This window comes from Prevotella multiformis (assembly GCF_018127985.1).
Taxonomy (GTDB): domain Bacteria; phylum Bacteroidota; class Bacteroidia; order Bacteroidales; family Bacteroidaceae; genus Prevotella; species Prevotella multiformis.
Genome location: NZ_CP072357.1, coordinates 1,494,342 through 1,520,483, shown reverse-complemented (window position 1 = coordinate 1,520,483; position 26,142 = coordinate 1,494,342). Strand labels below are relative to the sequence as shown.

General features: G+C 54.9%; 24 protein-coding genes and 2 tRNA genes. 18 read left to right on the top strand and 8 right to left on the bottom strand.

All coding sequences use genetic code 11. The features are described from left to right. Positions 1 to 4 precede the first annotated feature (4 nt). From J4864_RS06005 to J4864_RS05985, 5 genes are all read left to right on the top strand, one after another. On the top strand, positions 5 to 760 hold the full coding sequence (locus J4864_RS06005) for a uroporphyrinogen-III synthase (protein ID WP_007367908.1): 756 nt from the start codon (positions 5 to 7) through the stop codon (positions 758 to 760). 84 nt (positions 761 to 844) lie between these two features. Next, complete coding sequence (rnpA, locus tag J4864_RS06000; RefSeq protein ID WP_211814079.1) at positions 845 to 1,270, top strand: ribonuclease P protein component; 426 nt, start codon at positions 845 to 847, stop codon at positions 1,268 to 1,270. After that, positions 1,270 to 1,569 (top strand): membrane protein insertion efficiency factor YidD, encoded by a 300-nt coding sequence (gene yidD, locus J4864_RS05995; RefSeq protein ID WP_211814078.1) that lies wholly within the window; start codon positions 1,270 to 1,272, stop codon positions 1,567 to 1,569. Before rnpA ends, yidD begins: the two co-directional genes overlap by 1 nt. Positions 1,570 to 1,703: 134 nt before the next feature. Beyond that, positions 1,704 to 3,002, top strand: a complete 1,299-nt coding sequence (gene tyrS, locus J4864_RS05990; RefSeq protein ID WP_211814077.1) for a tyrosine--tRNA ligase — start codon at positions 1,704 to 1,706, stop codon at positions 3,000 to 3,002. 131 nt (positions 3,003 to 3,133) lie between these two features. After that, the gene (locus J4864_RS05985) at positions 3,134 to 4,360 is read left to right on the top strand and encodes a clostripain-related cysteine peptidase (protein WP_211814076.1); all 1,227 of its coding nucleotides are present in this window, start codon (positions 3,134 to 3,136) and stop codon (positions 4,358 to 4,360) included. A gap of 175 nt (positions 4,361 to 4,535) precedes the next feature. On the opposite strand, the gene J4864_RS05980 is transcribed toward J4864_RS05985, so the two are convergent. Beyond that, entirely contained in the window at positions 4,536 to 5,765 is a 1,230-nt protein-coding gene (locus J4864_RS05980) for a glycoside hydrolase family 27 protein (protein ID WP_211814075.1), read from the bottom strand. 74 nt (positions 5,766 to 5,839) lie between these two features. Further along, positions 5,840 to 5,910 (bottom strand) — tRNA-Gln (locus tag J4864_RS05975). A gap of 510 nt (positions 5,911 to 6,420) precedes the next feature. Between J4864_RS05975 and J4864_RS05970 the strand changes: the two genes are divergently transcribed. Continuing rightward, positions 6,421 to 7,143 (top strand): winged helix-turn-helix domain-containing protein, encoded by a 723-nt coding sequence (locus J4864_RS05970; RefSeq protein WP_040554653.1) that lies wholly within the window; start codon positions 6,421 to 6,423, stop codon positions 7,141 to 7,143. A 5-nt stretch (positions 7,144 to 7,148) separates the two neighbouring features. On the opposite strand, the gene xerA is transcribed toward J4864_RS05970, so the two are convergent. Continuing rightward, positions 7,149 to 8,081: a site-specific tyrosine recombinase/integron integrase gene (gene xerA, locus J4864_RS05965; RefSeq protein WP_211814074.1), complete on the bottom strand. Its 933-nt coding sequence runs from the start codon at positions 8,079 to 8,081 to the stop codon at positions 7,149 to 7,151. A 75-nt stretch (positions 8,082 to 8,156) separates the two neighbouring features. Between xerA and aroQ the strand changes: the two genes are divergently transcribed. The 8 genes from aroQ to J4864_RS05925 all read left to right on the top strand — a co-directional run bounded on the left by aroQ (position 8,157) and on the right by J4864_RS05925 (position 16,191). Then, positions 8,157 to 8,576 (top strand): type II 3-dehydroquinate dehydratase, encoded by a 420-nt coding sequence (aroQ, locus tag J4864_RS05960; RefSeq protein ID WP_211814073.1) that lies wholly within the window; start codon positions 8,157 to 8,159, stop codon positions 8,574 to 8,576. A gap of 85 nt (positions 8,577 to 8,661) precedes the next feature. Beyond that, entirely contained in the window at positions 8,662 to 9,315 is a 654-nt protein-coding gene (locus J4864_RS05955) for an O-methyltransferase (RefSeq protein ID WP_211814072.1), read from the top strand. A gap of 228 nt (positions 9,316 to 9,543) precedes the next feature. Beyond that, entirely contained in the window at positions 9,544 to 9,879 is a 336-nt protein-coding gene (gene rbfA, locus J4864_RS05950; RefSeq protein ID WP_007367898.1) for a 30S ribosome-binding factor RbfA, read from the top strand. A gap of 91 nt (positions 9,880 to 9,970) precedes the next feature. Then, positions 9,971 to 11,203: an FtsX-like permease family protein gene (locus tag J4864_RS05945; RefSeq protein ID WP_211814071.1), complete on the top strand. Its 1,233-nt coding sequence runs from the start codon at positions 9,971 to 9,973 to the stop codon at positions 11,201 to 11,203. A 129-nt stretch (positions 11,204 to 11,332) separates the two neighbouring features. Next, positions 11,333 to 11,418, top strand: a tRNA-Leu gene (locus J4864_RS05940). An 18-nt stretch (positions 11,419 to 11,436) separates the two neighbouring features. Beyond that, a complete protein-coding gene (locus J4864_RS05935; protein ID WP_211814070.1) occupies positions 11,437 to 12,432 on the top strand; it encodes a DUF4369 domain-containing protein in 996 nt (331 codons plus the stop codon). Positions 12,433 to 12,443: 11 nt separating this feature from the next. Further along, positions 12,444 to 13,985, top strand: a complete 1,542-nt coding sequence (locus tag J4864_RS05930; RefSeq protein WP_211796981.1) for a YifB family Mg chelatase-like AAA ATPase — start codon at positions 12,444 to 12,446, stop codon at positions 13,983 to 13,985. A 241-nt stretch (positions 13,986 to 14,226) separates the two neighbouring features. Continuing rightward, complete coding sequence (locus J4864_RS05925) at positions 14,227 to 16,191, top strand: AAA domain-containing protein (protein WP_211814069.1); 1,965 nt, start codon at positions 14,227 to 14,229, stop codon at positions 16,189 to 16,191. Positions 16,192 to 16,352: 161 nt separating this feature from the next. Here J4864_RS05925 and J4864_RS05920 read toward each other — a convergent pair whose 3' ends face one another. Further along, entirely contained in the window at positions 16,353 to 17,210 is an 858-nt protein-coding gene (locus tag J4864_RS05920; RefSeq protein WP_040554648.1) for an enoyl-ACP reductase FabI, read from the bottom strand. A 207-nt stretch (positions 17,211 to 17,417) separates the two neighbouring features. Between J4864_RS05920 and J4864_RS05915 the strand changes: the two genes are divergently transcribed. From J4864_RS05915 to J4864_RS05905, 3 genes are all read left to right on the top strand, one after another. Next, complete coding sequence (locus J4864_RS05915) at positions 17,418 to 17,576, top strand: hypothetical protein (RefSeq protein WP_211814068.1); 159 nt, start codon at positions 17,418 to 17,420, stop codon at positions 17,574 to 17,576. Between the two features lie 881 nt (positions 17,577 to 18,457). After that, positions 18,458 to 18,778, top strand: coding sequence for a metal-sulfur cluster assembly factor (locus tag J4864_RS05910; protein ID WP_211814067.1), 321 nt, complete (start codon positions 18,458 to 18,460; stop codon positions 18,776 to 18,778). A gap of 110 nt (positions 18,779 to 18,888) precedes the next feature. Next, positions 18,889 to 19,653 (top strand): UDP-2,3-diacylglucosamine diphosphatase, encoded by a 765-nt coding sequence (locus tag J4864_RS05905; protein ID WP_007367888.1) that lies wholly within the window; start codon positions 18,889 to 18,891, stop codon positions 19,651 to 19,653. 428 nt (positions 19,654 to 20,081) lie between these two features. Here J4864_RS05905 and J4864_RS05900 read toward each other — a convergent pair whose 3' ends face one another. Together J4864_RS05900 and pta are read right to left on the bottom strand one after the other, a co-directional pair. Next, positions 20,082 to 21,287, bottom strand: a complete 1,206-nt coding sequence (locus J4864_RS05900; RefSeq protein ID WP_007367887.1) for an acetate kinase — start codon at positions 21,285 to 21,287, stop codon at positions 20,082 to 20,084. Positions 21,288 to 21,305: 18 nt separating this feature from the next. Continuing rightward, positions 21,306 to 22,352: a phosphate acetyltransferase gene (gene pta, locus J4864_RS05895; protein ID WP_007367886.1), complete on the bottom strand. Its 1,047-nt coding sequence runs from the start codon at positions 22,350 to 22,352 to the stop codon at positions 21,306 to 21,308. A gap of 168 nt (positions 22,353 to 22,520) precedes the next feature. Here pta and J4864_RS05890 point away from each other — a divergent pair, with 168 nt between their 5' ends. Then, complete coding sequence (locus J4864_RS05890; RefSeq protein WP_211814066.1) at positions 22,521 to 24,266, top strand: GNAT family N-acetyltransferase; 1,746 nt, start codon at positions 22,521 to 22,523, stop codon at positions 24,264 to 24,266. Positions 24,267 to 24,393: 127 nt separating this feature from the next. On the opposite strand, the gene cdaA is transcribed toward J4864_RS05890, so the two are convergent. Together cdaA and folP are read right to left on the bottom strand one after the other, a co-directional pair. Continuing rightward, on the bottom strand, positions 24,394 to 25,167 hold the full coding sequence (cdaA, locus tag J4864_RS05885; protein WP_007367884.1) for a diadenylate cyclase CdaA: 774 nt from the start codon (positions 25,165 to 25,167) through the stop codon (positions 24,394 to 24,396). Between the two features lie 112 nt (positions 25,168 to 25,279). Further along, entirely contained in the window at positions 25,280 to 26,122 is an 843-nt protein-coding gene (folP, locus tag J4864_RS05880) for a dihydropteroate synthase (protein WP_211814065.1), read from the bottom strand. Positions 26,123 to 26,142: the final 20 nt, after the last annotated feature.

The following is a 26,142-nucleotide window of genomic DNA, read 5'->3' as shown; positions in this document are numbered from 1 at the left end:
CACGATGATAAAAAAGATCTTGGTTTCACAGCCGAAGCCGTCAAGCGACAAGTCGCCTTACTATGACATCGCAACGGACTTAGGAGTGGAACTGGTTTTCAGACCTTTCTTCAAGGTGGAAGGGCTCTCGGCGAAAGAGTTCCGTCAGCAGAAGGTCAACCTGTTGGACTATACCGCAGTGGTATTCACCTCCCGTCATGCCGTAGACAATTACTTTAATCTTGCCAAGGAAATGCGGATCACCATCCCCGAGGACATGAAGTATTTCTGTGTGATCGAGACCATTGCGCTCTACATCCAGAAATATGTACAGTACCGGAAGCGCAAGGTGTTCTTCGGCAATACAGGAAAGATCGACAGCCTCATCCCGACCATGCAGAAGCACAAGGTGGAGAAATACCTCGTACCGCAGAGTTCCGTACACACGGATGCACTGTCGAAGCTGCTGGATGCGAGCAGGCTCAAGCACAAGGAATGTGTGATGTACCGTACGGTCAGCAACGGTCTGACCGAGGAAGAGGTGAAGAACTTCGACTACGACATGCTCATCTTCTTCAGTCCGACAGGTGTGAAGGCACTGAAAGAAAACATCCCTGACTTCAAGCAGGGCGACATCAAGATTGCGGCCTTCGGCCCCGCCACCGCCAAGGAGGTAGAGGCACAGGGGCTGAAGCTCGACCTGCAGGCTCCCTCCAAGGAATATCCGTCCATGACAGGGGCACTGCGTTCTTATCTGGAGAAACAGAGGAAAGAACTGTGAAGCCCCCGCTTCCCTCCCTGCCGGACAGGCGGAAAGGAACGGAGAGAAGGCGCAGGGCATACAGGTATTACAAGCTGGAAAGGAATGGACAAGCAGGACGAAAGACTGAGAAAGAGCGAACGGCTGTGCAGCAAGAAGCGCATAGACCTGCTCTTCGGCACGGGTGGGAGTCATGCCATGACGGCATTCCCTCTGAAGGCCGTCTACCGGCTTACCGACAGCGTTCCGGCATCCTCTTCACCGGACGGTGACCCGGAGACAGCGAGTGTGCAGATGATGGTCAGCGTGCCGAAAAGGCATTTCAGACGTGCCGTGAAGCGCAACAGGGTGAAACGGCAGATACGTGAAGCCTACCGCAAGCACAAGCACTCCGTCATCCGGCACATGGACGGACAGGCCGGGAAGCAGCTTCTGATCGCCTTCATCTGGCTGGCCGACGAACTGTCCGACACCGCCGCCGTGGAACAGCAGGTGAGCAGCCTGCTCCAGCGCATAGGAGAACGTGTCTGATGGAAGAGCAGAGAAAGAACAGCCATCCGCCCTGCGAAGGACAGGCACGCAGCCGCCGGTTCCGTCCGCTGCACCTTCTCTCACGAGGTCTTTCGTGGCTGTTGATACTCCCGATACTGTTCTACCGGCAGTTCATCTCTCCCTTCACGCCGCCGTCCTGCCGCTTCACACCGACCTGCTCGGAATATGCCAGGCAGGCTATCCTGAAGCACGGACCGTTCAAGGGACTTGCCCTTGCCGTCTGGCGCATACTGAGATGCAACCCGTGGGGAGGCAGCGGATATGATCCCGTACCGTGACAAAGAACGAAAGAGAACATCGCTGCCGGCTTGTCTTCCTTACCTCCCAATAGCCTCTTCAACTCCCAATAATTCCATACGCCCCATATAACTGCCCCCATAACTCCATATAACTCCCAAAATAAAAGACATAGATGAAGAACTTTGTAGAAGAACTCCGTTGGCGCGGTATGCTGGCACAGATCATGCCGGGAACCGAAGAACTGCTCCAGAAGGAGATGGTTTCAGCCTACTTGGGCACCGACCCCACCGCCGATTCCCTCCATATCGGACATCTCTGCGGCATCATGATGCTGCGGCATCTGCAGCGTTGCGGCCATAAGCCTTACCTCCTCGTGGGCGGTGCAACGGGTATGATCGGCGACCCTTCCGGCAAAAGCCAGGAGCGCAACCTCCTCGATGCGGAGACCCTTTACCATAACCAGGAGGCAATCAAGAAGCAGGTAAGCAAGTTCCTTGACTTCGACGGCAGCGAGCCGAACAAGGCCGAGATGGTCAACAACTATGACTGGATGAAGGACTTCACTTTCCTCGACTTCGCCCGTGTCGTCGGCAAGCACATCACCGTCAACTACATGATGGCCAAGGACAGCGTGCAGAAGCGGCTCAACGGAGAGGCGCGCGACGGCCTCAGCTTCACCGAGTTCACCTACCAGCTGCTCCAAGGCTATGATTTCCTCTACCAGTATGAGAAATTCGGCGTGAAGCTGCAGCTCGGCGGCAACGACCAGTGGGGCAACATGACGACCGGCACGGAACTGATCCGCCGTACCCTGGGCAGCGAGGCAGAGGCTTACTGTCTCACCTGCCCGCTGATCACCAAGGCTGACGGAAAGAAGTTCGGCAAGACCGAGAGCGGCAACATCTGGCTCGACCGCAACCGCACGACTCCATACACTTTCTATCAGTTCTGGCTCAATGTCAGCGACGAGGATGCCGAGAAGTACATCAAGATCTTCACGTCATTGGAGAAAGACGTCATCGACGCACTCATCGAAGAGCACCGCCAGGACCCAGGCCGCCGCACACTTCAGCGACGTCTCGCAGAAGAAGTCACCCGCATGGTTCACTCCCAGGACGACCTTGACATGGCCGTCGCAGCCTCCAACATCCTCTTCGGCAAGAGCACGAAGGAGAACTTGTTACAGCTGGACGAGCAGACCTTCACCGATGTCTTCAAGGACGTGCCGCACTATGAGGCATCAAAGGATATTCTCGGTCAGCCGGCCGTCGAGGTCTTCAACCAGGAAGGAATGCAGATCTTCCCGAGCAAAAGCGAGATGCGCAAGCTCGTCAAAGGCGGCGGCGTATCCCTGAACAAGGAGAAGCTCGCAGCCTTCGACCAGCCCGTGACTGCCGACGACCTCATCGACGGCAAGTATCTTCTCGTACAGAAAGGCAAGAAGAACTACTCCCTGATCATCGTGAAATAAGTACTCCGGACTTATTCACGCACAAAACTATGAAAAGCCTTACAGCATTCCGGCCGGATGCTGCAAGGCTTTTTCCGACCACATAAAAACGAATGTCCCACATCCTTTTACGGGGCAGAAACATCATCATTATGAAGAAACTGATTCTTTTCCTGCAATTGACCGCAATCCTTGTCTTCACTTCCTGTCAGAGCGAAGACCCTGAACCGGCCCCAGCACCGCAGCCCCCTGCAGAGGTGGAGAACACCATCTTCGTCTATATGCCATGGTCGGGCGACAGCGGCAATCTGTACTCATTCTTCAAAACGAACCTTCAGGACATCAAGCAGGCCGTCCAGTCACAGGGCGGACTTGGCGACAGACACCTCATCGTCTTCATCTCCAGCTCGTCTTCCAAAGGCGCGCTGATCAACGTGGAATACAAGGAAGGACACTGCGTGGACGATACGATGACGGTCTTCGACAACAGCCTCCCCGGGCAGCAGCTGAACTCTGTCAGCTGGATAACCGCCCTGCTGAAACGTGTGCAGGAGCATGCCCCAGCCCGCAGTTATTCGATGATCGTGGGCTGTCACGGCCTGGGATGGCTTCCCGGAAAGAAAGTGACAAGGAGCCGCCATGCCCGCTCTGTCTCCGGCGGACACGGGACAGAACGGCTGCCGCTGACCCGGTGGTTCGGCGGCGAGAAATACCAGACGGACATCACGACACTGGACAAAGGCATCGAACAGTCGGGAATCGGCAAGATGCAGTACATCCTCTTCGACGACTGTTACATGGCGAACGTGGAAGTCGCCTACGAACTCCGCCACAGCACGCAGCACATCATCGCCTGCCCTACGGAAATCATGGCGCACGGCATGCCCTACGACCGTCTCTGGCCGGAGCTGTCAAAACGTGTGCCTGACTATGGACGTATCTGTGACGAGTTCTACAATTTCTATGTCAGCTATACCAGTCCCTATGGAACCATCAGCGTAATCGACTGCTCGCAGGTGGAGGGAATGGCCGGTGTGATGAGAGACATCAACCGTTCGGGCAATCTCGTCACGGTCCCGGAGAATGACCTTCAGGTGATGGACGGTTACCAGCCTTCCATCTTCTTCGACATGGGCGATTACGTCAGCAAGACAGCACAGAACGAACCGGAGCTGCTGGCCCGATTCACACGCCAGCTCGCCCTCCTGGTTCCCTACAAGCGCAACACGCCCTCGTTCTTTACATCTGTCAGAGATCCCGAGAACGGCGACATCATGCCTATCAGCACTTTCTCCGGCATCACCATCTCCGACCCTTCAAACAACCCAAAAGTCAAAAATGCACTGGGCGGGAATTCCTATTACAAGGCGACGCATTGACGGTCGGGAGTCGGCAGACCGGACTCCCATAAGCCCGGGACAGACCGCTTTCTCTGCAAGGAAGAAATCACTGAAGATTAAAAAGTAACGCCCGCTTGGTTTCCAAGCGGGCGTTACTTTTTTGCGGCAGAACGGCAGATGTCCGGGACAAGGTAATTGTCTTTTGATGATCAGACTACCGTGCCGTAACCGTAAACACCTTGGTTTCGTGAGGCTGCAGGTCGTCCTGCCAGGTCTTTTGCCGAAGTGTAGTCTTGTGTTCCCATACATCCCTGAACGCGTATTTCTCCGCCTTTCCTATAACTGACAGCGGCAGCCGGATCCCCTGGGGCTTGTCGGAAGGATTCATGACGGCAAGTGCCTGCCGGTTGCCGCTCAGCCGACGGAGGTAGACACGGCACACGCCGGGGAAGTCGACTCTGCGGGCAGCCTCTCCGAGCGCGTCCTGGTTGATGGCAATCATCTCTTTGTTAAGGAGGATGCGGCGTGTGGCTTCGTTCTCGTCCAGGAGGTCGTGGCTCATTGCCAAAGGCGAAGCGAACATACACCACATGGACATCTGCGCCTGATATTCGGTACAGGTGCAGCCCACCCCACCTAAATCGCTCGAAGGGCCGCCTTTCCCGTCAAGTCCGACAATGAGCATATCCATGTCGAGCCAGTGTCCCGGTCCGGCGTATTTATAGAGCGGTTCTGTGATATCGATGATATCCAGAATCCCCATGCCGCCTTGACCGACGATGTCTTTCCACATATCACGCACATCATAGCTCACACGCCAGAGCGAACCGCCGGCCTGCCGTGCCCACCGTTCGGGGTTCAGCTGCCCCCACTCGCAGACACCCAGGGCAATCTTCCGTCCGGAGTCCTGCAGTGCGTCACCCATCTTCCTGTAGCGTTGATGGGCAACGGCACTGTCGGAAGGGGCGTGGCAGTAGTCGTATTTCAGGTAGTCGATGCCCCATTCGGCAAAGGTCCTGGCATCCTGCTTCTCGAACCCATAGCTGCCCGTATAGCCGGCACAGGTGAGCCGGGCGGCGTCGGAGTAGATTCCGAGCAGCAGCCCCTTCGAATGAACATAGTCCGCCAGCGCCTTCATGCCGCTCGGGAACTTGACCGGATCGGGGATGATGTTATTCCGCTTGTCGCGTCCTCCCTGCCATCCGTCGTCGATGAAAATGTATTTATAGCCTGCTTCCGCATAGCCTGCAGAAACCATTCTGTCGGCAATCCGCCGGATAAGCTGCTCGCTGATGTCATCCTTGTACTTGTTCCAGGTCATAAAACCCATCGGCGGAGTCAGTGCCAGAGAGTCACGGCCGAGAGCGGCGGAAGCCGGCGCAGCCAGCAGCAAGGCCGAAAAGAACAGGACTGCCTTTCTGAGTTTAGATAGTTGACAAGTCATAAATGTTGTATTTCAGGATGATGCTCTAAACGGAAAATCCGCGGCTCCTTATTGGATCTGCGGATTTCCTGCTGTTGTCCCAGGCGGATTCGAACCACCACTGACAGAACCAAAAACTGTAGTGCTACCATTACACCATAGGACAATCGTGGGTGCAAAGGTAGTGCATTTTGGTTTAACGCCCAAATTTTGATGTATAATTTTATGAGGCAGTCCTCACCGTACCGTTCACCCTCGCAGCATCGTGTTTCAGCACAGAACATTCCGTTGTGACTTCTGCCAACGGACGGCCTTACGGGGCCGACTTCCCGCATCGCCCCCGCCTCTAAAATAAGGGTTCAGAACTTACTGATTGGCAGACGATTACGGGTACGCTTCCAAAAGGTGCCTGATTGCACGCCAACTAACGCCCGATTGAGACCCGAACAGGCGTTAGTTGCAGTGCAAGTAACGGCCGTTTGGAAATCAAGCAGGCATGGGTAAGAATGGACAGACTGGCGATGCGTTCTGTCAGGCATCGGTCTCCCTTTCCACAGACATCGGTCCAAGAGAAAAAAACGACCGCTTCCCGGATAAAGAAAAGCTGTATTTCTTACCCGTCCGCCACCCCGTTCACTTTTTTTGTGTATATTTGCAGAAACATAATGAGAAGCCTATGAAACCTATCTCTTCCGTCATCCTGTTCCTGCTGCTCGTCAGCTCGGCCGTATGGGCAGGCGTCGACAGCTATCACCGCGCAGAGACCGCCATCGTGCAGGACATGGACCAGGCGCTCTCGAAGACCCTCGCACAGAAGCGTGAAGCCTGGATCACGCCCGACACGATACAGTGTTACCGGCGGCATCTGCAGATCGCCGGGCTGAAAAGCCGTTCGTTCGTCTCCTACGCTCTGGGAGAAGACCGCCATTCGCTGTGCAGCAGGCAGATGAGATGGGGTTCAGGCCGGCATTCGCTGACGTTCCAGAGCTATGCCGACTGCTCCTTCGCCACGGTGTGGGGACTGTCCGACCAGCGCATGGCTTTCGTCTTCCTGCTGCTGGCGGGACTGTGGATGGCAGTGTCCACGGTATACTTCCGCCGACACCGTACGGACAGGAGGGTATTGGGAAACATGGTCTATGCAGCATCCGACCACGGCTTCCGGGACCGCCATGGCGAAAGGATTCCCTTCACGCCGATGCAGCAGCAGCTGATGGAGCTTTTTGTCCATACTGCCGGCCACAGGCTCTCGAAGGCCGTCATCTGCGATACGCTCTGGCCCGGTAAACCCGATGCAAGCGAAACGCTCTACACGCTTGTCCGCCGGCTGAAGCCCATCGTCAGCGAGCGCGGCGGCCTGAAGATCGTAGCGGACAGAGGCGGCTACCGGCTGGAGTAGTCCGTTCATCCGCCGCGGTGCTCTTCGCTGTACTTGATGTTACGGGGATGGTGCTCGAGGATCTCCTGCCGGAGCGTGGAGGTGTCGATATGGGTATAGATTTCGGTCGTCCCGATGCTTTCGTGTCCCAGCATCGCCTGAATGGCACGCAGGTCAGCACCGCCCTCAAGCAGGGAGGTGGCAAAGGAGTGGCGCAGGGTGTGGGGAGAAATGGTCTTTCTGATGCCGGCCTCAGCGGCGTACCGCTTGATCATGATGAGAATCATCGTGCGGGTGAGGTGGTGTCCGCGCCGGTTGAGGAAGACATAATCTTCCTCGCCGGGTTTTATCTTCATCACGTTGCGGTCGGCGAACCAGCAGTCCAGTTCGTCCAGGGCACGGGGCGAGATGGGGACCAGCCGCTCCTTCGACCCCTTCCCCATCACACGGACATACTGCTCTTCCCTGTAAAGGTCGGATAGCTTCAGATTCGTGAGTTCAGAGACACGCAGCCCGCAGGAGAACAGCACCTCGATGATGGCACGGTTGCGGTGCCCCTCCCATTTGGTCAGGTCGACGGCCTGTTCCAGGAGGTCGACTTCGGCCGTGGAAAGGACCTCCGGCAGGTGGTCCGGCTGCTTGGGCGACTCCAGCAGCTCGGTCGGGTCTGCTTCCATATAGCCGTCAAGGACAAGGAAACAATAGAACTGGCGCACGCCGCTGAGGATGCGGGCCAGGGAGCGGGCACCGATGCCGAGGTCGGAGACCGATGCCGCGAAGTGCTCCAGCTGCTCCAGCGTCACATCCGTCACGGGCACCTGCTCGCCGGCGAGATAGCGCAGGAGCTTGTCCACATCATGCAGATAGGCATCCACGGTATTGGGTGAACAGCCTTTCTCCAGTTTCAGATAACGGCGGAAACGGCCGACAATATCCTTTGAACTCTTGTCTGTTTCCATTTATTTTCTTATTTTTGCATGCTGCATTCCGTATGCAAAGATACATCAAAAACTGATATTCGAGAAGAAAGAGACATGAAAGTAATCATTATCAACGGTCCTAACCTGAACCTGCTGGGCATCCGCGAGCCGGGGATATACGGCAAAGAGTCGATGGAGACATTCCTTCCACGGCTGCGGAAACGATATGCCGGCATGGAGATTGACTATTATCAGAGCAACGTGGAGGGCGAACTGATCGACAAGCTGCAGGAGACAGGATTCTCGTATGACGGCATCATCCTCAACGCCGGAGCCTACACGCACACCAGCATCGCCCTTCTCGACTGCATCCGTTCCCTCCGCACACCTGTGATAGAGGTACACATCAGCAATGTCAACGACCGGGAAGAGTTCCGCCGGAACTCGATGATCGCCCCTGCCTGCAAGGGTACCATCCAGGGCTTCGGCCTCGACAGTTACCGGCTGGCCATAGAGGCATTGTCTGTCCTTTAGCCACCGCTTATCACCGCTTACCACCGCTTACCACATCCCCCTCCCTCGGAGGGGCTTGGGGAGGCCGCCTACCATCACCCTAAAGATGACAACAACCGACCACGACTCCTACCTCACCTCCCACATCGACCCCGAAGGCGATTACCTCTACCGACTCTATCGTGCAACGAACATCCACACCATCCACGGACGAATGGCAAGCGGACATCTTCAGGGACGGCTCCTGAAGATGCTCGTCCACATGATACGCCCCAAGAACATCCTTGAGGTGGGGACATTCAGCGGCTATTCCGCCATCTGCATGGCCGAAGGACTGGAAGAGGACGGCAGACTCTACACCTATGAAATCAACGATGAGATGGAGGACTTCACACGCCCCTGGATCGAAGGATCGCCGGTGGCCGGCAGGATCGACTTCCGCATCGGTGATGCCGCCGAAGAAGCCCCGAAGCTCGGGATTGTGTTCGATATGGCTTTCGTCGACGGCGACAAGCGTACCTACACAGAAGTCTATGAAAAGATTCTGCCCGTCATCCGGCCCGGCGGATACATCCTTGCCGACAATACCCTGTGGGACTGGCACGTCATCGACCCGGCCTACGACCACGATGCCCAGACCATCGGCATCCGCCGCTTCAACGATTTCATAGCCAATGACAATCGTGTGGAGAAAGTCATCCTGCCCTTGCGTGACGGGCTGACACTGATAAGGAAGAAAGACCTCCCACGACCTCTCTAAAGCCTCACCCCCCGACCCCTCTCCGAATGGAGAGGGGAGTAATTACCGATAAGGATTAAGATTAGCTACTATCCAGCACCGCTTATCATCGCTTATCATCGCCCATCACCGCTTATCATCGCTTATCATCGCCCATCACCGCTTATCACTGCTTATCACCGCCAAATGTTTGTGATTTCCTCAAACATTCAGTACCTTTGCACGACAAAAACCATAAAATAAAGAATTATGCAGGAAACAAGACAGAACCGCATAGCACGCCTCCTCCAGAAGGAGCTGGCGAGCATCTTCCAGACGCAGACACGCATGATGCACGGTGTACTGGTCAGTGTCACACGTGTGAAGATAAGCCCCGACCTCAGCATCTGCACGGCGTATCTCAGCATATTCCCGTCTGAAAAGGGGGAAGAGCTGCTGAAGAACATCAATGCCAACGAGAAGACCGTCCGCTACGAACTGGGACAGCGTGTACACAACCAGCTGCGCATCATCCCCGAACTTCGCTTCTTCATCGACGATTCCCTCGACTACCTGGACCGCATCGACGAGCTTCTGAAAAAGTAATAGTCTCATCCAGCACCGCTTATTATCGCCCATCACCACTTATTATCGTCTATCACCGCTTACCCCCGCCTATCACCCCCTATCACCCAGCATGAACTTCCCCTTTTACATCGCCCGCCGTTACCTCTTCTCGAAAAAGAGCACGCATGCCATCAATGTCATCAGCCTGATTTCCGTACTCGGCGTGTCTGTGGCGACAATGGCACTGGTCGTTGTATTGAGTGGATTCAACGGATTCTCCGACCTTGTCGCCTCTTTCTTCACTAATTTCGATCCGCAATTGAAGATTGAGGCCGCCAAAGGTAAAGCCATGCCGGCCGATGACGCGCTGCTCCAGAAAGTAAGGCACCTGCCCACAGTGGAGGTTGCAACAGAGTGTGTGGAAGACCAGGCGCTGGCCGTCTATCACGACAAACAGGCCATGGTGACCGTAAAAGGAGTGGAGGACAACTTCGATTCACTGACGCATATCAGCAACATCCTTTATGGCGACGGCGACTTCACGCTCCATGCGGCCAACCTGCAATACGGCGTTCTGGGCATCCGGCTGGCACAGGACCTCGGTACGGGCGTGGCATGGCAGGACTACCTGCAGATATACGCTCCGCAGCGGGAGGGGCAATACGATGCCTCCAACCCGACAAATGCCTTCGTGAAAGACTCACTGGTGTCACCGGGTGTGCTCTTCCAGGTGAAACAGACGAAATACGACAAGGGTTACATCATTACCTCTATCGACTTTGCGCGCCGTATCTTCAACCGCCAGGGAGAGATTACCTCACTGGAGCTGCGCATGAGACCGGGTGTTGACATCGACAGGGAGAAACAGGAAATACAGGACATTCTCGGCAGGAAATACAGGGTGCTGGACCGCTACGAGCAGCAGGCCGACACCTTCAACATCATGCGCATAGAGAAACTCTTTGCCTACCTGTTCCTGACATTCATACTCATGGTGGCGTGCTTCAACATCATCGGTTCGCTCTCCATGCTCATCATCGACAAGAAGAATGATGTCATCACGCTGCGCAACCTCGGTGCGACAGACGGTCAGATACGCCGTATCTTCCTCTTCGAAGGACGTATGATCTCCGCCGCAGGAGCAATCATCGGCATTGCACTCGGACTGCTGCTCTGCTGGCTTCAACAGACCTACGGACTTGTCCAGCTCGGCGACCAGGCCGGCAATTTCGTCGTCAACGCCTACCCTATCAGCGTCCACCCGGAGGACATCATCGTCATCTTCTTCACCGTCATCCTCGTCGGCTGGCTCTCCGTATGGTATCCCGTACGCTACATGAGCCGGAAACTGACAAGCGAGTAGGACCATGGAAGCCGGCCCCGACAAGTCCTGGCAGCCATCAAAGCCTGCCGGCCCGAGGAGGCGGACAGTCAAAAAAACATCCAAATCCTTTGCAGTTCGGAGATTTAACCTTATCTTTGCAGACGGTTTGCCGCAATGGTGGAATTGGTAGACACGAGGGACTTAAAATCCCTTGGCCAGTAATGGCTGTGCGGGTTCGAGTCCCGCTCGCGGCACTTCTTTCTTAAATCTTTATGCGCATGAAGCGAATAGCATACCTACTTGTGTTCTCCCTGCTGTTGGTTTCTTGTGGTACCCGCAGCGGTTACTTCAAGATGGAGGGACGCTTCCTGCACATGAATCAAGGCGAACTTTATGTCTACAGTCCCGACGGTGGTGTCGATGGATTGGATACCATCAAGATCGAAGCGGGACGCTTTGCTTACGAAAAGCCTTGCAGTAAGCCTTCCACTCTGATTGTCATTTTCCCCAATTATTCTACGCAGCCCATCTTTGCCGAATCAGGCGAAGCAGTCGAGGTGAAGGCCGATGCCTCTCACCTGAAGGAGATGGAAGTAGAGGGGACGGATGACAATGAACTCATGACGAAGTTCCGCAAGCAGATCGCCAATGCATCTCCTCCACAGGAAGTGAAATATGCCGTTCAGTTCATAAAAGACCATCCGGAGTCTGCCGTGAGTGCCTATCTGCTCAACCGCTACCTCGTCCAGACGGAATCGCCGGACTACAAAGAGGCCGCAAGACTCTTGCCGCTCCTGATGAAAGAGCAGCCCGAAAACATCACCTTAGGACGGCTTCACCGTCAGCTGAATGACCTCGGCACACTGGCAGTAGGCAGCAGACTGCCTAAGTTCGCTGCCAGGGATGTCAACGGAAAGACCGTCAATAACACCTCTTTACAGGGAAAAGTCACCATCATCATCAACACCTGGGCTGCGTGGAGCTATGAAAGTCTCGACCTGCAGCGCGCACTGAACGATGCCGTAAAGGCCGGGAAGATTGCAGCACTGGGTATCTGTGTGGATGCCAGTACCAAAGAGACGCGACGGACACTGGAACGCGACGGGATCGTCTTTCCCAATGTCTGTGACGGAAAGATGCTTCGTACCCCCCTGCTCAAGACCTTCGGACTCACCACCATACCCGACAATATCGTCATTCGCAACGGAAAAGTAACCGAGCGGAACATCACCGCTAATACCATCCGACAGCGTTATGGTGCCGACTAAAAACCAGAATCGTGCTTGTAAAAACATTCTGTGCAGCTGTCAACGGAATGGAAGTCACCACCGTGACCGTCGAAGTAAGTATCACACGGGGTGTACTGTTCCATCTTACCGGCCTTGCCGATGGGGCGGTAAAGGAGAGCCATGACCGTATCGCCGCCGCACTTCTCAATAACGGTTACAAATTTCCCGTAGCCGACATCACCGCCAATCTTGCTCCCGCCGACCTCAAGAAGGAAGGTTCCAGTTTCGATCTCCCGCTGGCAATAGCCATTCTGGCTGCCAACGAGAAGATGAGTCATGACCGTCTGGGCGACTTCATGCTCGTGGGAGAGCTCAGTCTCGACGGTACCCTGCAGCCCGTCAAAGGAGTACTGCCCATCGCCATCAAGGCGCGTGCAGAGAAGTTCAAGGGCATCATCGTGCCGAAAGCCAACGAACACGAGGCGGCCGTGGTAGACACGCTGGAAGTCTACGGCATGGAGAACATCCTGCAGGTCATTGACTTCTTCAATGGGACAACGGCCCCAGAGCCTTGCTTTGTCGATACCCGGAAGGAATTTTATGAGCACCAGTATGCCTTCGACCTCGACTTTGCAGATGTCCGCGGACAGGAGAATGTGAAGCGGGCATTGGAGGTGGCAGCCGCCGGCGGACACAACCTCATCATGGTAGGACCGCCCGGAAGCGGAAAAAGCATGATGGCAAAACGGCTTCCCTCCATTCTCCCTCCTTTGTCGCTCTCGGAAAGTCTGGAGACGACACAGATTCATTCCATCGCCGGCAAGCTGCACCGTGATACGGGACTGATCACGCAACGTCCCTTCCGCAGTCCGCACCACACCATCTCCGAGGTGGCACTCGTAGGCGGCGGCATGAACCCGATGCCGGGAGAGATAACCCTTGCACACAACGGAGTCCTCTTCTGCGACGAACTGCCAGAGTTCAACAAGCACACCCTGGAGGTGCTCCGCCAGCCGCTGGAAGACCGACAGATAACGATTTCGCGCGCCAAATACACCGTCACCTACCCATGCAGCTTCATGTTCGTGGCAAGCATGAATCCCTGTCCGTGCGGCTATTTCGCCGACCCAACGCACCATTGTGTCTGCACACCGGGACAGATCCAGAAGTATCTTGCCAAGATCTCCGGACCACTCATGGACCGTATCGACATCCAGTGCGAGATCGCTCCGCTGCCTTTCAAGGACATATCACAATCGACGCCGGGCGAACCGAGTGCCGCCATCCGGGAAAGAGTCATCCGGGCACGTACCGTCCAGACCGAGCGGTTCCGTGACTATCGCAACATCCACTGCAACGCACAGATGTCCGAACGGATGATCCACGAGTTTGCTGAACCTGACGAAGCCTCCGTCACGCTGCTCCGCAACGCCATGGAACGGCTGAAGCTCTCTGCCCGTGCCTACAACAGAATCCTGAAGGTCGCCCGCTCCATCGCCGATCTGGAGGCGTCAGAGACGGTACAGGTGCAGCATATCGCAGAAGCCATCGGCTACAGGAACCTGGACAGAAGCGACTGGGCGGAGCGATAATTTCCATCCTCCGCGAAAGGAAGGGTGATGCGTTAAAATGTCAAGGCCTATGATTCTCTATCGCGGTTCCGGCACAGAATCACCTGGACTCCTTGAAAGGATCCGTGCCGCAGACCAGAACCCATCCACAATTAACTCGTCAACCCGTCAACCGCGAAACAATATTCCAGAAGTTCATACTGCGGAACAAAGCCCATCCACAATTAACTTGTCAATTTGTCAACCCGTCAACTACAAAACAATGTTTCAGGAAACATCCATACAGCTTTTACAACGACAGCGGCTGCTGCTCCAGATGGAGTATTATGCCGAGAAGGAAACTTTCAGAAAGCAGACGGAAGCCACCGGCATGCAGCGGAAGGTGAAGCGCGGCGATGCCTGGTTCCCGCTGAGGGTGGGCAAGCGGTTCTATAACGGACTGAACCAGCTCTGCATCGAGGTGTTCCGTACACAGGACGGCGACATAGAACACAACTTTGAATGCGGCCGGCCGTTGCTGTTCTTCAGGTATGTTGATGGTGGAGACAAGGAGGGTGGCAGACTGAAATACTACGATTTCACAGCTACCGTATCGTATGTGGAAGGCGACCGTATGGTAGTTGCAGTCCCCGACTCCGCCCCCTTGCCGGACCTTCAGTCGGCTTCGGAGCAGACAGGCTGTCAGTTGGGCTTTGATGAGACAAGCTACCAGATGATGTTCGACGCGCTGGACCGTACAATGAAGGCAAAGGGGAACCGGCTGGCCTACCTGCGCGACTTGTTCTGTTCACGGCAGAAGGCAGAGAGATTCTCCTTTTCCCCCATTCGTCTGCCTTGGCTGAACCCTGCGCAGGAGCGGGCGGTCAACGAGGTGCTGTGGGCGAAGGACGTGGCGGTCGTCCACGGTCCGCCGGGAACAGGAAAGACGACGACACTGGTCGAAGCCATCAACGAGACGCTGATGCGGGAGAGCCAGGTGCTGGTCTGTGCGCAAAGCAACATGGCCGTAGACTGGATCTCTGAGAAACTCATCGACCGGGGCATCAATGTCCTGCGCATCGGCAATCCTACCCGTGTGAATGACAAGATGCTCGGTTTCACCTACGAACGGAAGTTCGAGGCGCATCCGGATTACCCGCAGCTATGGTCGATACGGAAGGCTATCCGTGAATTGCGGAACAACAGGAAACGGGGATCTGAGAGCTATCATCAGAAGATGGACCGCCTGAAGAGCCGTGCCACGGAGCTTGAAATACGCATCCACACCAGTCTGTTCAGCGAGGCACGTGTCGTTGCTTCCACCCTGGTCGGGGCCGGCAGCAGGGTGATGGAGGGGCAGAAGTTCACCACCTTGTTCATAGACGAGGCAGCACAGGCACTGGAGGCAGCCTGCTGGATCGCCATCCGCAGGGCTTCGAGAGTCATCCTGGCGGGCGATCACTGCCAGCTGCCGCCGACGGTAAAGAGCATCGCCGCTCTGCGGGGAGGATTAGGGAAGACACTGATGGAACGCATCGTGGAGAACAAGCCGGAAGTGGTGACGCTGCTGAAAGTGCAGTATCGCATGAATGAGGAAATCATGCGTTTCTCGTCCGACTGGTTCTATGGCGGACAGGTGGAGGCGGCTCCGCAGATCAAGTACCGAGGCATCCTCGACTATGACAACCCGATGGTATGGATAGACACCTCCGACGAGGCGGTGACGTCCGCCTACGGCCTTGCCGCAGATGAAAGCCAAACGCCTTTCCCCCTGTCTGGTAAAGACCAGGAAGACGCTTTCCACGAGCAGTTTGTCGGTTCTTCTTTCGGCCGTATCAACAAAGGAGAAGCAGAGCTGACACTCCAGACATTGAAGGATTATTTCACGAAGATAGGCAGGCAGCGTGTGCTGGACGAACGGATTGACGTAGGCATCATCTCGCCTTATCGTGCCCAGGTGCAGTACCTCCGCAGCCTGATAAAGAAGCGGGAGTTCTTCAAGCCTTATAGGAGTCTTGTCAGCGTGAATACGGTTGACGGCTTCCAGGGACAGGAGCGCGACGTAATACTCATCTCTCTTGTGCGTTCCAATGAAGAAGGGCAGATCGGTTTCCTGCGTGACCTGCGGCGTATGAATGTCGCCATAACCCGTGCCCGCATGAAGCTGATAATCCTCGGCAATGCCCGGACAATGACCCGCCATGCCTTTTACAAGAAGTTGTGGGACAGCCTTTCCACAGACTCGTGATGCGCAGCCCGGTTCTTCCCAAGGGAGATGAACCGGATTCACCGGAACAGAAAACCAGTGGAATGACCTTGCGTCGTCCAGCCGCATGATACATCCGCAGAAAACAAATGCTCCGGCAAGCAGAACTTGCCGGAGCATTTCATATTGGCAGGATGAGCCTTTTATCCGTAGATGATGTTCCCGTTCTCGTCCTTGTATTCGTCGAGTCCCTTCTCGTAGGTAGCCATGGCGCGGAGGCTCATGCCCACATTCGAGAAGCCGCCGTCGTGGAAAAGATTCTGCATGGTCACCTTGCGGGTGAGGTCGGAGAACATCACGATACAGTAGTCGGCACACTCGTCAGCACTGGCGTTGCCCAGAGGCGACATACGGTTGGCAAAGTCGAAGAGCTTGTCCATGCCCTTCACGCCGGCACCGGCCGTCGTCATCGTGGGCGACTGGGAAATGGTATTGATGCGGACATGATGCTCACGGCCGTAGATGTAACCGAAGCTGCGGGCGATACTCTCCAGCAGCGCCTTCGCATCCGCCATGTCATTGTAACCGTAGAAGGTACGCTGGGCTGCAACGTAAGACAATGCCACGATGGAGCCGTAATCGTTGATGGCGTCGAGCTTCTTGGCACTCTGAATCATCTTGTGGAACGAAACGGCAGAGATGTCGAGCGTGGTGTCGAGCATCTTGTAGTCCAGGTCATCGTATGTACGGTGCTTGCGGACATTCGGTGACATGCCGATGGCGTGCAGGACAAAGTCAATCTTTCCCCCGAGGATTTCCATGGAACGCTTGAAGACGTTCTCCAGGTCTTCCACATTGGTGGCATCCGCAGGAATCACTTCACAATGCAGCTTCTCCGACAGAGCGTTTACCGTACCCATACGTACGGCGACAGGCGTGTTGGACAGGGTGATTGCCGCACCTTCTTCCACGGCCCGTTCTGCTACTTTCCATGCGATTGACTTCTCGTTGAGGGCACCGAAAACAATACCCCTTTTACCTTTTAATAAGTTGTAACTCATAATCTCGTTATTGAAATTTGGTGTAAAGGTAAGCAAAAAAGGTTGATTTGACAAGAATTTATATATAAATAACATCTGGGCAGGGGCCTGAATCACCGTTTTTTTGTCCCTGCATTCAATTCACAGACGGAACTGGACGGCTTCCCTGAAAAACTTTAACGGATCTATCTCCTCGGTGTAATATTCTTTCAACAGGCTAATCGCTCATTGCCTGAGAGGAAGGCGAACCTCTCCGTCGCCCGACAGGTCAGGTCAGCCATGGCGGTACAACGCTTCCTTCACGACACGCCGCTCCCGTTCCGACGGCAGACTGCAGGCGTATATGCCATCGACACGAACGGTGTTCACCAACCGCACGACCGGTGACGGACACCGGCCCATCGGCAGGAGACGGGAGGGCTTCCATGCAGTTGACGGCAGACTTCCAGCCCGCCTTCACGGTGAGAAATGCGTTCCTTCATGGTGGAAGAACGGTTCTTCCGTTAAATGCGCAGATCGGAAATAGAACAAAGGCTTGCGCACTTGCAGGGTATGACTGTCCAAAAGCAGATGGTCTTGCAAAGAAGGACAAACTACCAAATAAGATGCAGAAAAGGCAAATTGGTACGATGCCTGTCCATCAGTATGCCTTACCGCCTTCCACAGACGACTTGTTCCCATATCATCGGCGTCTGTAAACTGTTTTCATGCAGTCCAAAGCAACACATGCTCTTCTGGCTCCTGAAAGGTGCCTGATTGACTTGCAACAGGTGCCCTTTTAGCGTGTTACCAACGCCCTTTTGAAGTCCAATCAAGCACCTTTTCTGAACGGATTGACAACTAATTGATTTACTGCTGATTACAAACCTGATTTTGGCACGTATTCTTTTTATCTGCAGATGATCTGTTTGAAATTATGTAATGACTTTTCAATATCTTATCTGTATTTCAACGTATTAAAATGAAAAGGTCTTTGTATCGGAGGATGATGACAGAATAGCCAGTTGACGGCCCTGGCTATGTTTTTGTTGAATGAATCACTTCGGCTCTTCCGTGAAAGCTATGTGAAAAACATCCACGCATTGAACGGAAGAATCTGAAAATACCGGTACCGGTCACCTTTCCACCCGCTTCTGTTGCGATTGTAGTTTTAAATTATTATCTTTGCAGAAGATAGGGCGGCATCCGGCCGTTTTGGAACAGGTTCTCATGCCTCCGTCCGTCCTGTCCCGGCAAAAGATGCACTGTTATAAACGCCAAATACAATTATGACACAAGAAGAGAAGACAAAGATAGAAGAGAGGATCGTCGACGTGCTGAAGACCGTCTACGACCCGGAGATTCCCGTCAACATCTATGATCTCGGCATGATTTACAAGATTGATGTCGACGAGAAAGGGAACCTTGACATGGATATGACTTTCACCGCTCCCTCCTGTCCGGCAGCCGATTTCATCCTCGAGGATGTACGCACGAAAGTGGAGAGCGTGGAAGGGGTCAAGTCTGCCAGCATCAACCTCGTCTTCGATCCTGCCTGGGATCAGAGCATGATGTCAGAGGAGGCACGTGTCGAGCTGGGATTTGATTAATCCCGCATGATTTCCAGCCCTGTGCCCACCGTCTCCCGAGCATCGGCCGGGCATCCTGCCGGGTGTCCGTCACCCCGGCACTTATAACCGATCACTCACAGCATAAAGACATGAAGAATATCTATTTCCTCTCCGACGCACACCTCGGCTCGCTCGCCATAGAGCACCGACGCACACAGGAACGCCGCCTTGTCCGCTTCCTGGACAGCATCAAGCACAAGGCAGCCGCAGTCTATCTGCTCGGCGACATGTTCGATTTCTGGGACGAGTACAAGTACGTTGTGCCAAAAGGGTTTACCCGCTTCCTGGGCAAGCTGTCGGAACTGACCGACATGGGGGTGGATGTCCATTATTTCACAGGAAACCACGACATCTGGACCTATGGCTATCTTGAGGAGGAATGCGGCGTGATCCTCCACCGGAAACCCGTCACGACGGAGATCTACGACAAGGTGTTCTATCTTGCCCATGGCGACGGACTGGGTGATCCCGACCCGATGTTTCAGTTTCTCCGCAGGGTGTTCCACAACCGCGGATGCCAGCGGCTGCTCAACTTCTTCCATCCCTGGTGGGGAATGCAGCTGGGTCTGAACTGGGCAAAAAGAAGCCGCCTGAAACGTTCGGACGGCAAGGAGACCCCCTATATGGGGGAAGACAAGGAGTATCTCGTGCGTTACACGAAAGAGTATATGCGCACGCACAAAGACATCGACTACTTTCTTTACGGCCACCGGCACATCGAGCTGGACCTCACCCTTTCGCGCAAAGCACGCCTTCTGGTACTCGGCGACTGGATATGGCAGTTCACATACGCTGTATTCGACGGAGAACACATGTTCCTCGAGGAATATGTAGAAGGCGAGACCAAACCTTAATAAAGGTAAAAATACATTCTTCACAAGGATAAAAAATGTTTTTTTAGAGATGAAAACCCAAATTTACTGAAAAGTATTTGGAAGTTACAAAACAAACTCGTAACTTTGCATTGTCCTTAGAAAATATGACGAAAAAATTGTCATTGAAAGGATTTCAGGGATTTTTCATACCAATAAGAAGATTAAAAGACATTCATAATATAAAATTAAAACTCAGGTTTGTAGATTAAGTTTAGTCAAAAAGAAAGGTAGTTGTCGTGAGACAACTACCTTTCGCGTTTTCAGAAGAGTGTGGAGCCATAGGCGGTGACAGACCCGACAACAAGCGAGGACAGGCGATGACAGAAGGAATAAGCTGTCATCATCGCTTATCGCCACCTATCATCGCCTGTCCCCGCTTGTTGTCGCCTGTCTTTTCCTCTGGCTTCTTACTTCTTCAGATTCTTGACAAGCTCCTGCGTGTCACGTGCAATGACAATCTCTTCGTCAGTAGGAACAAGGACGACCTTGACCTTCGAGTCGTCGGCAGAGAGAATCTTCTCTACACCACGGCATTCGTTGCGCTCTTTGTCGAGCTTGATGCCAAGATATTCCATGTCCTTGCAGGCATCCCAGCGAAGTCCGGTCTGGTTCTCACCGACGCCTGCCGTCCACACGATGATGTCCACGCCATTCATGGCTGCTGCATAGGCGCCAATGTATTTCTTGATGCGATAGGTGTACATCTGCAGTGCCAGATGCGCCATCTTGTTGCCTTCGTTATCGGCATTCTCTATATCACGCATATCCGAACTGATACCCGTAATACCCAGCACACCGCTCTCCTTGTTCAGGAAGTCCGCCATCTCCTGCGGCTGCTTTCCGAGCTTCTCCATCAGGTAGGTAACGGCAGAGGGGTCGATGTCGCCGGAGCGGGAGCCCATCATCAGGCCGGCCAGCGGTGTCAGACCCATAGAGGTGTCGATGACCTTGCCGCCCTTGATGGCCGCTACCGATGCACCGTTGCCGATGTGGCAGGTAATGATTCTCTGCGTCTTGATATCGACACCCAGCATCTCGCAGACACGGTGTGACACGTAGCGGTGACTTGTTCCGTGGAAGCCGTAGCGACGGACGTGGTACTTCTTGTAGAAGTCGTAGGGTACGGCATAGAGATAAGCATAGTCGGGCATCGTGCTGTGGAAGGCATTGTCGAACACCGTCACCTGAGGCGTATGCGGCATCAGCTCATCGACGGCACGCAGTCCGCGCAGATGTCCGGCATTGTGGACGGGTGCGAGGTCGATAAGGCTCTCGATGCCGTCTTCCACTTCCTTGGTGACGATGCAGCTCTTCTCGAAGAGGTCGCCACCCTGCACGATGCGGTGGCCGACCGCATCAATCTCGTCGAGGCTCTTCAATGCTCCGATTTCCGGGTCAAGCAGTACCTTGAAGACGAGTGCCACACCCTCCTTGTGGGTCGGGAGGTCGGCCATTATCTGCCGCTTCTCGCCGTTGTCCAGTTTCACCTTGATGAACGCCTCGTCAAGTCCGATACGTTCAACACCACCTTGAGCCAGCACCGACTCATCTGCCATGTCGTACAACTTGTACTTAATGGAACTGCTACCGCAGTTCAGTACTAATATCTTCATATTGTATTTTTGGAGTTGTTACTTTCTTTTCGCATCCTGTGCCTGGCACGCCGTGATGGCTACCATATAATAGATGTCATCCACGCAGCAGCCGCGGGAAAGGTCGTTGACCGGGCGGGCAATCCCCTGGAGAATCGGTCCGATGGCTTTCGCACCGCCGAGACGCTCGATGAGCTTATAGCCGATGTTGCCGACCTCAAGGTTCGGAACGATAAGCACATTCGCCTTTCCGGCAACGGCAGAACCCGGTGCTTTCTTGGCGGCAACGGCAGGGACAAGGGCGGCATCGGCCTGCAGCTCGCCGTCCACATCCAGTTCCGGGAACTTCTCTTTGGCGATCTTCGTCGCCTCAACCACCTTGTCGATGATATAAACGCTTTTCCCTGTCTCCTTGTCTCTGGCATCCTTGGCAGAGCCTTTGGTAGAGAAGCTCAGCATGGCAATGTGCGGATTCCGGAATCCGGCAACGCTCTTTGCGGTCGCCGCCGTAGTATAGGCTATCTGTGCCAGCTGGTCGGCGGTGGGATTCGGCGTGACGGCGACGTCGCCCATCACGACGATACCGTTCTCCCCATACTGCTGTTCGTGTGTGAGGATCAGCATGGCACCGCTCACGCAGGTGATGCCCGGCGCGCACTTGATGATCTGCAGGGCAGGACGCAGCGTATCACCCGTAGTTGAAAGGGCACCGGAGATCTGTCCGTCAGCCCCCTCCGTCTTGATGATCATGCAGCCAAGGTAGAGATTGTTCTTCGTAACCAGTTCGCGGGCCTGCTCCAGCGTCATACCCTTCTTCTTGCGGAGTTCGGCCAGCTTTTCGGCATACTCTTCACGCTTAGGGTTGTTCTCCGGATCGACAATGGCAGCCTTGTCAATGTTCTTAAGCCCCCACTCTGAAGCGAGCTTATGGATATTGTCCGGGTTTCCAATGAGGATCAGATCGGCGATGTCGTCAGCCAACACCCTGTCAGCTGCTCTAAGGGTACGCTCCTCTTCTGCCTCGGGGAGCACGATGCGCTGCTTGTCGGCTTTCGCACGTGCAACGATTTGCTCTAGTAAATCCATATTCCTTTCTTAAGATGTAAAAGTTGTAATTCGGTCTTTGTCATGCAAAGATAGCAAATTAAAGTAAGATTGCCAAACATGCTCCTTGTTTTCTCTGATAAATCAGGTATTACCTTGGAGGTTTGAAGTATTCTGCATATCTTTGCAGTCCAACCAACCAGAAAAGTTATGATCAGATTTCACGACGTGAAGACGACCGACCGTGAATTGATACAGAGCTATACGCTGTGCGGCGACCGCCAGAACTGCGATCTCAGCTTTGCCAACATCATCTCATGGCGTTTCCTTTACAACACGCAGATAGCCGAAGTCGACGGCTTCCTCGTTTTCCGCTTCTACACTGGACACCATCTCGCCTATATGGCACCGGTATGGAAATGCCACTGGGACGAATCCATGCGCGGTCGTTTCGCAGCCGTCGTCCGGCAGATGCGCGACGATGCCATCACGTTAGGGCATCCTTTCCTCATGCTGGGAGTCTGTTCCTACATGGTCGGCATACTGGAATCGACCTTTCCCGACACTTTCTTCATCAAGCCCGACCGTGACCACTTTGACTACATCTACACACGTGAGAAGCTGGCGACGCTCTCCGGGAAGAAGCTGCAGGGCAAGCGCAACCACTGCAACAAATTCCGCAAGGCCTATCCGGACTATGAATACCGTCCGCTCACCAAGGACATGATTCCGGAATGTATCGCCGTAGAAGAGAACTGGCGGACCGTCACGAAGGACGATACCGAAGAGACGGAAGAGCTCTCCGAAGAGCTCCGCTCCATGACCCGTGTCTTCGATTTCTGGGACGAGATCGGTGCCACAGGCGGTACGATATGGGTAGGGGGGAAGCTGATCGCCTTCACGTTCGGCTGTCCTGTCACGGACAAGGTCTTCGATGTCTGCGTTGAAAAGGCCGACACAGCCTACGAAGGGGCGTTCTCCATCATCAACCAGGAGTTCGCACGGCATCTGCCCGAACAATATGAATACATGAACCGGGAGGAAGACCTCGGGCTGGAGGGGCTGCGCTATGCCAAGCTGTCCTACAAGCCGGACATCCTCCTGGAGAAGAGCGTGGTCATGGAAAAGTATCCTCTGGCACAGGAGGAGACGCAGGAGCAGATCAAGGAAGAGACGATAGCCCTGTGGCGCAACACCTTCCATGATCCAGAGCCTTTCATCCGGTTGTATTTCTCACGTGTCTTCAAGCCCGAGTACAACATTATCTGCCAGATGAACCAGCGCACGGTGGCCGCCCTGCAGACACTTCCCTACACCCTGAAGTACTACGACAGAAAGGTGCATACGGCCTACGTCAGCGGAGTAAGCGTGCTGGAAGAATACCGAAAGCAGAATGTGGGCAACAACCTCATGTCGCAGGCACACTTCCGCCTCTACCACAAGGACATTGTCTTCGCCACGCTGATCCCCGCCGAAGAATGGCTCTACGACTGGTACGGCCGCTGCGGCTACACCCGGCATATCACCTGCACGCCACCGCCTGCCGGGGTCGACAGCATGGACTTCGCCGCCTTCGACCACTGGCAGCAGACAAGAGACTGTGTGCTCCTGCACGATGAAGAGGGCTTTGAAATCATCAAGGAAGACTACCGCATCGCCCTTTCCATCGACCCTTCGGCCCGACGGCAGAGCAGGGACATCCCGGCCATGATACGCGTCATCAACGCCGAGAAAGCACTCCAGCTGTACGCCGGCCGTCATCCGGACCGCACGGAGAATCTCCGTGTCTACAACGACTCGGACATTCCGATGAACAACATCTACTTCCAGATCCGCGACGGTCACGTCACACGTACGAACCAGCCGCTCCCCGGCACCCGTCCGCTGACGATCACGGAGCTGGCCGACCATATCTTCCGGGACGACCGTCTCGAGATGAACCTGATGCTGAACTGACAGGAGAAGGGGCGATGACAAGCGATAGACGGGGATAGGCGATGATAAGCGGGGATAAGCAACAACAGACACTTACCCCTGCCTGTCGTCGTCTATCCCCGCTTATCATCGCCTATCCCCGCCCACCTCAGGCAGGTGCCATCTCCTTTGTCAGGATGCTCTCCAGCTGCTCGGCGGAGAGCCGAAGCTGGAACTCGCCGTGCAGAGCCACACTGATGCGGCCGGTCTCCTCGGAGACGATGATCGCCAGTGCGTCGGAGTCCTGCGAGATGCCCATTGCCGCACGGTGGCGCAGACCGAGTTCCTTGGGAATATCCTGTTTGTGGCTCACCGGCAGGATGCAGCCTGCCGCCTTGATGCGCCGCTTGGAGATGACCATCGCTCCGTCGTGCAGCGGCGAGTTCTTGAAGAAGATGTTTTCGATGAGCCGCTGGTTGATGCGGGCGTCTATCAGGTCGCCCGTCTCAACGATGTCTTCCAGCATCACCCCCCGCTCGATGACAATCAACGCCCCCACCTTGCCGCGGCTCATGCTCATGCAGGCCATGACGATGGGCATGATGGTCTCCTTGTCGACCTCCTCTTTTCCGGTCTTCGTAAAGAGCTTCACGAGGTTGTTCACTTTCCTGTGCGCACCGAGACTGTAAAGGAAGTGGCGGATCTCCTCCTGGAAAAGGACGATCAGTCCGATGACACCCACCGAGACGAGCTTGTCCATAATGCTGCCCAGCAGGCGCATCTCCAACACCTGGCTCACGATAAGCCATACGATGACAAACACCATGATTCCGATGAAGACGTTCAGCGAGCGCGACTCCTTCATCAGCCGGTAAAGATAGTAGAGCATCAGTGCTACCAGCACGATGTCGATTACGTCTTTTATTCCAAACGGGAAAAACATAAGGCTTCTTCCCCATGTCCCTCTCCTCGAGAAGAAAGGGCGGGCGGATGACCGTATCCGCCTCACTCCGGGGCATAAATTTATGGGTTAATACTAAATCTGTCCAAGTGATTCAATCGTCTGTATGCTGCCGCATGGCCTCGACGATCCTGACGGCTTCGACGGCGGGCCGTACGTCGTGTACACGGAGGATGCCGGCTCCTTTCAGCAGGGCGATGGTGTTCAGGACCGTCGTCCCGTTCAAGCTCTCGGCCGCCGTGATGCCGAGGAGCTGATGGATCATGCGCTTGCGGCTGATGCCCACGAGCAGCGGCAGTCCCATGACCCGCAGACGTTCCATCACGCCCAGCAGGGCATAGTTTCCGTCCACCGCCCCTTTGCCGAACCCGAAGCCGGGATCGAGGATGATGTCTTTCTGCCCCAAGGCGCGCAGTTCCTGCACCTCACCGGAAAATCTGACAAGCATATCATGCAGATTCGCCGCCGTAGACATCAATATATAAGGTGTACCCAGCTCTGCCACCGTACGGAACATCTCCGGATCCCTTCCTTCCTCCACGTCATTGATGATGTCCGCCCCGAACTCCTCCACCGTCCGCCGGGCGACCGACGCACGGAACGTGTCGATAGAGAGGATGGCATCCGGCACCGCTTCCCGGATGACCGGCAGGGCAAAAGCCAGACGGCGCATCTCCTCCTCCTCGCCGGCCACCTCTCCGCCGGGGCGTGTCGAGCAGGCACCCACATCAAGGATTCCCGCCCCTTCCGCCACCATCTGGCGGGCACGCTGGCGGATGGCATCCTCCGTCTGCACACGGCTGCCTGCGAAGAAGGAGTCAGGCGTTATGTTCATAATTCCCATGACGACCGGCCGGCTCAGGTCCATGAGCCGACCCCGCACGTTGATGGTATAGTCAACAGGCTTTACATCAGCCTCAAGGTCTTGTTTTTTCATATCCGCAAAGGTAATGCAAA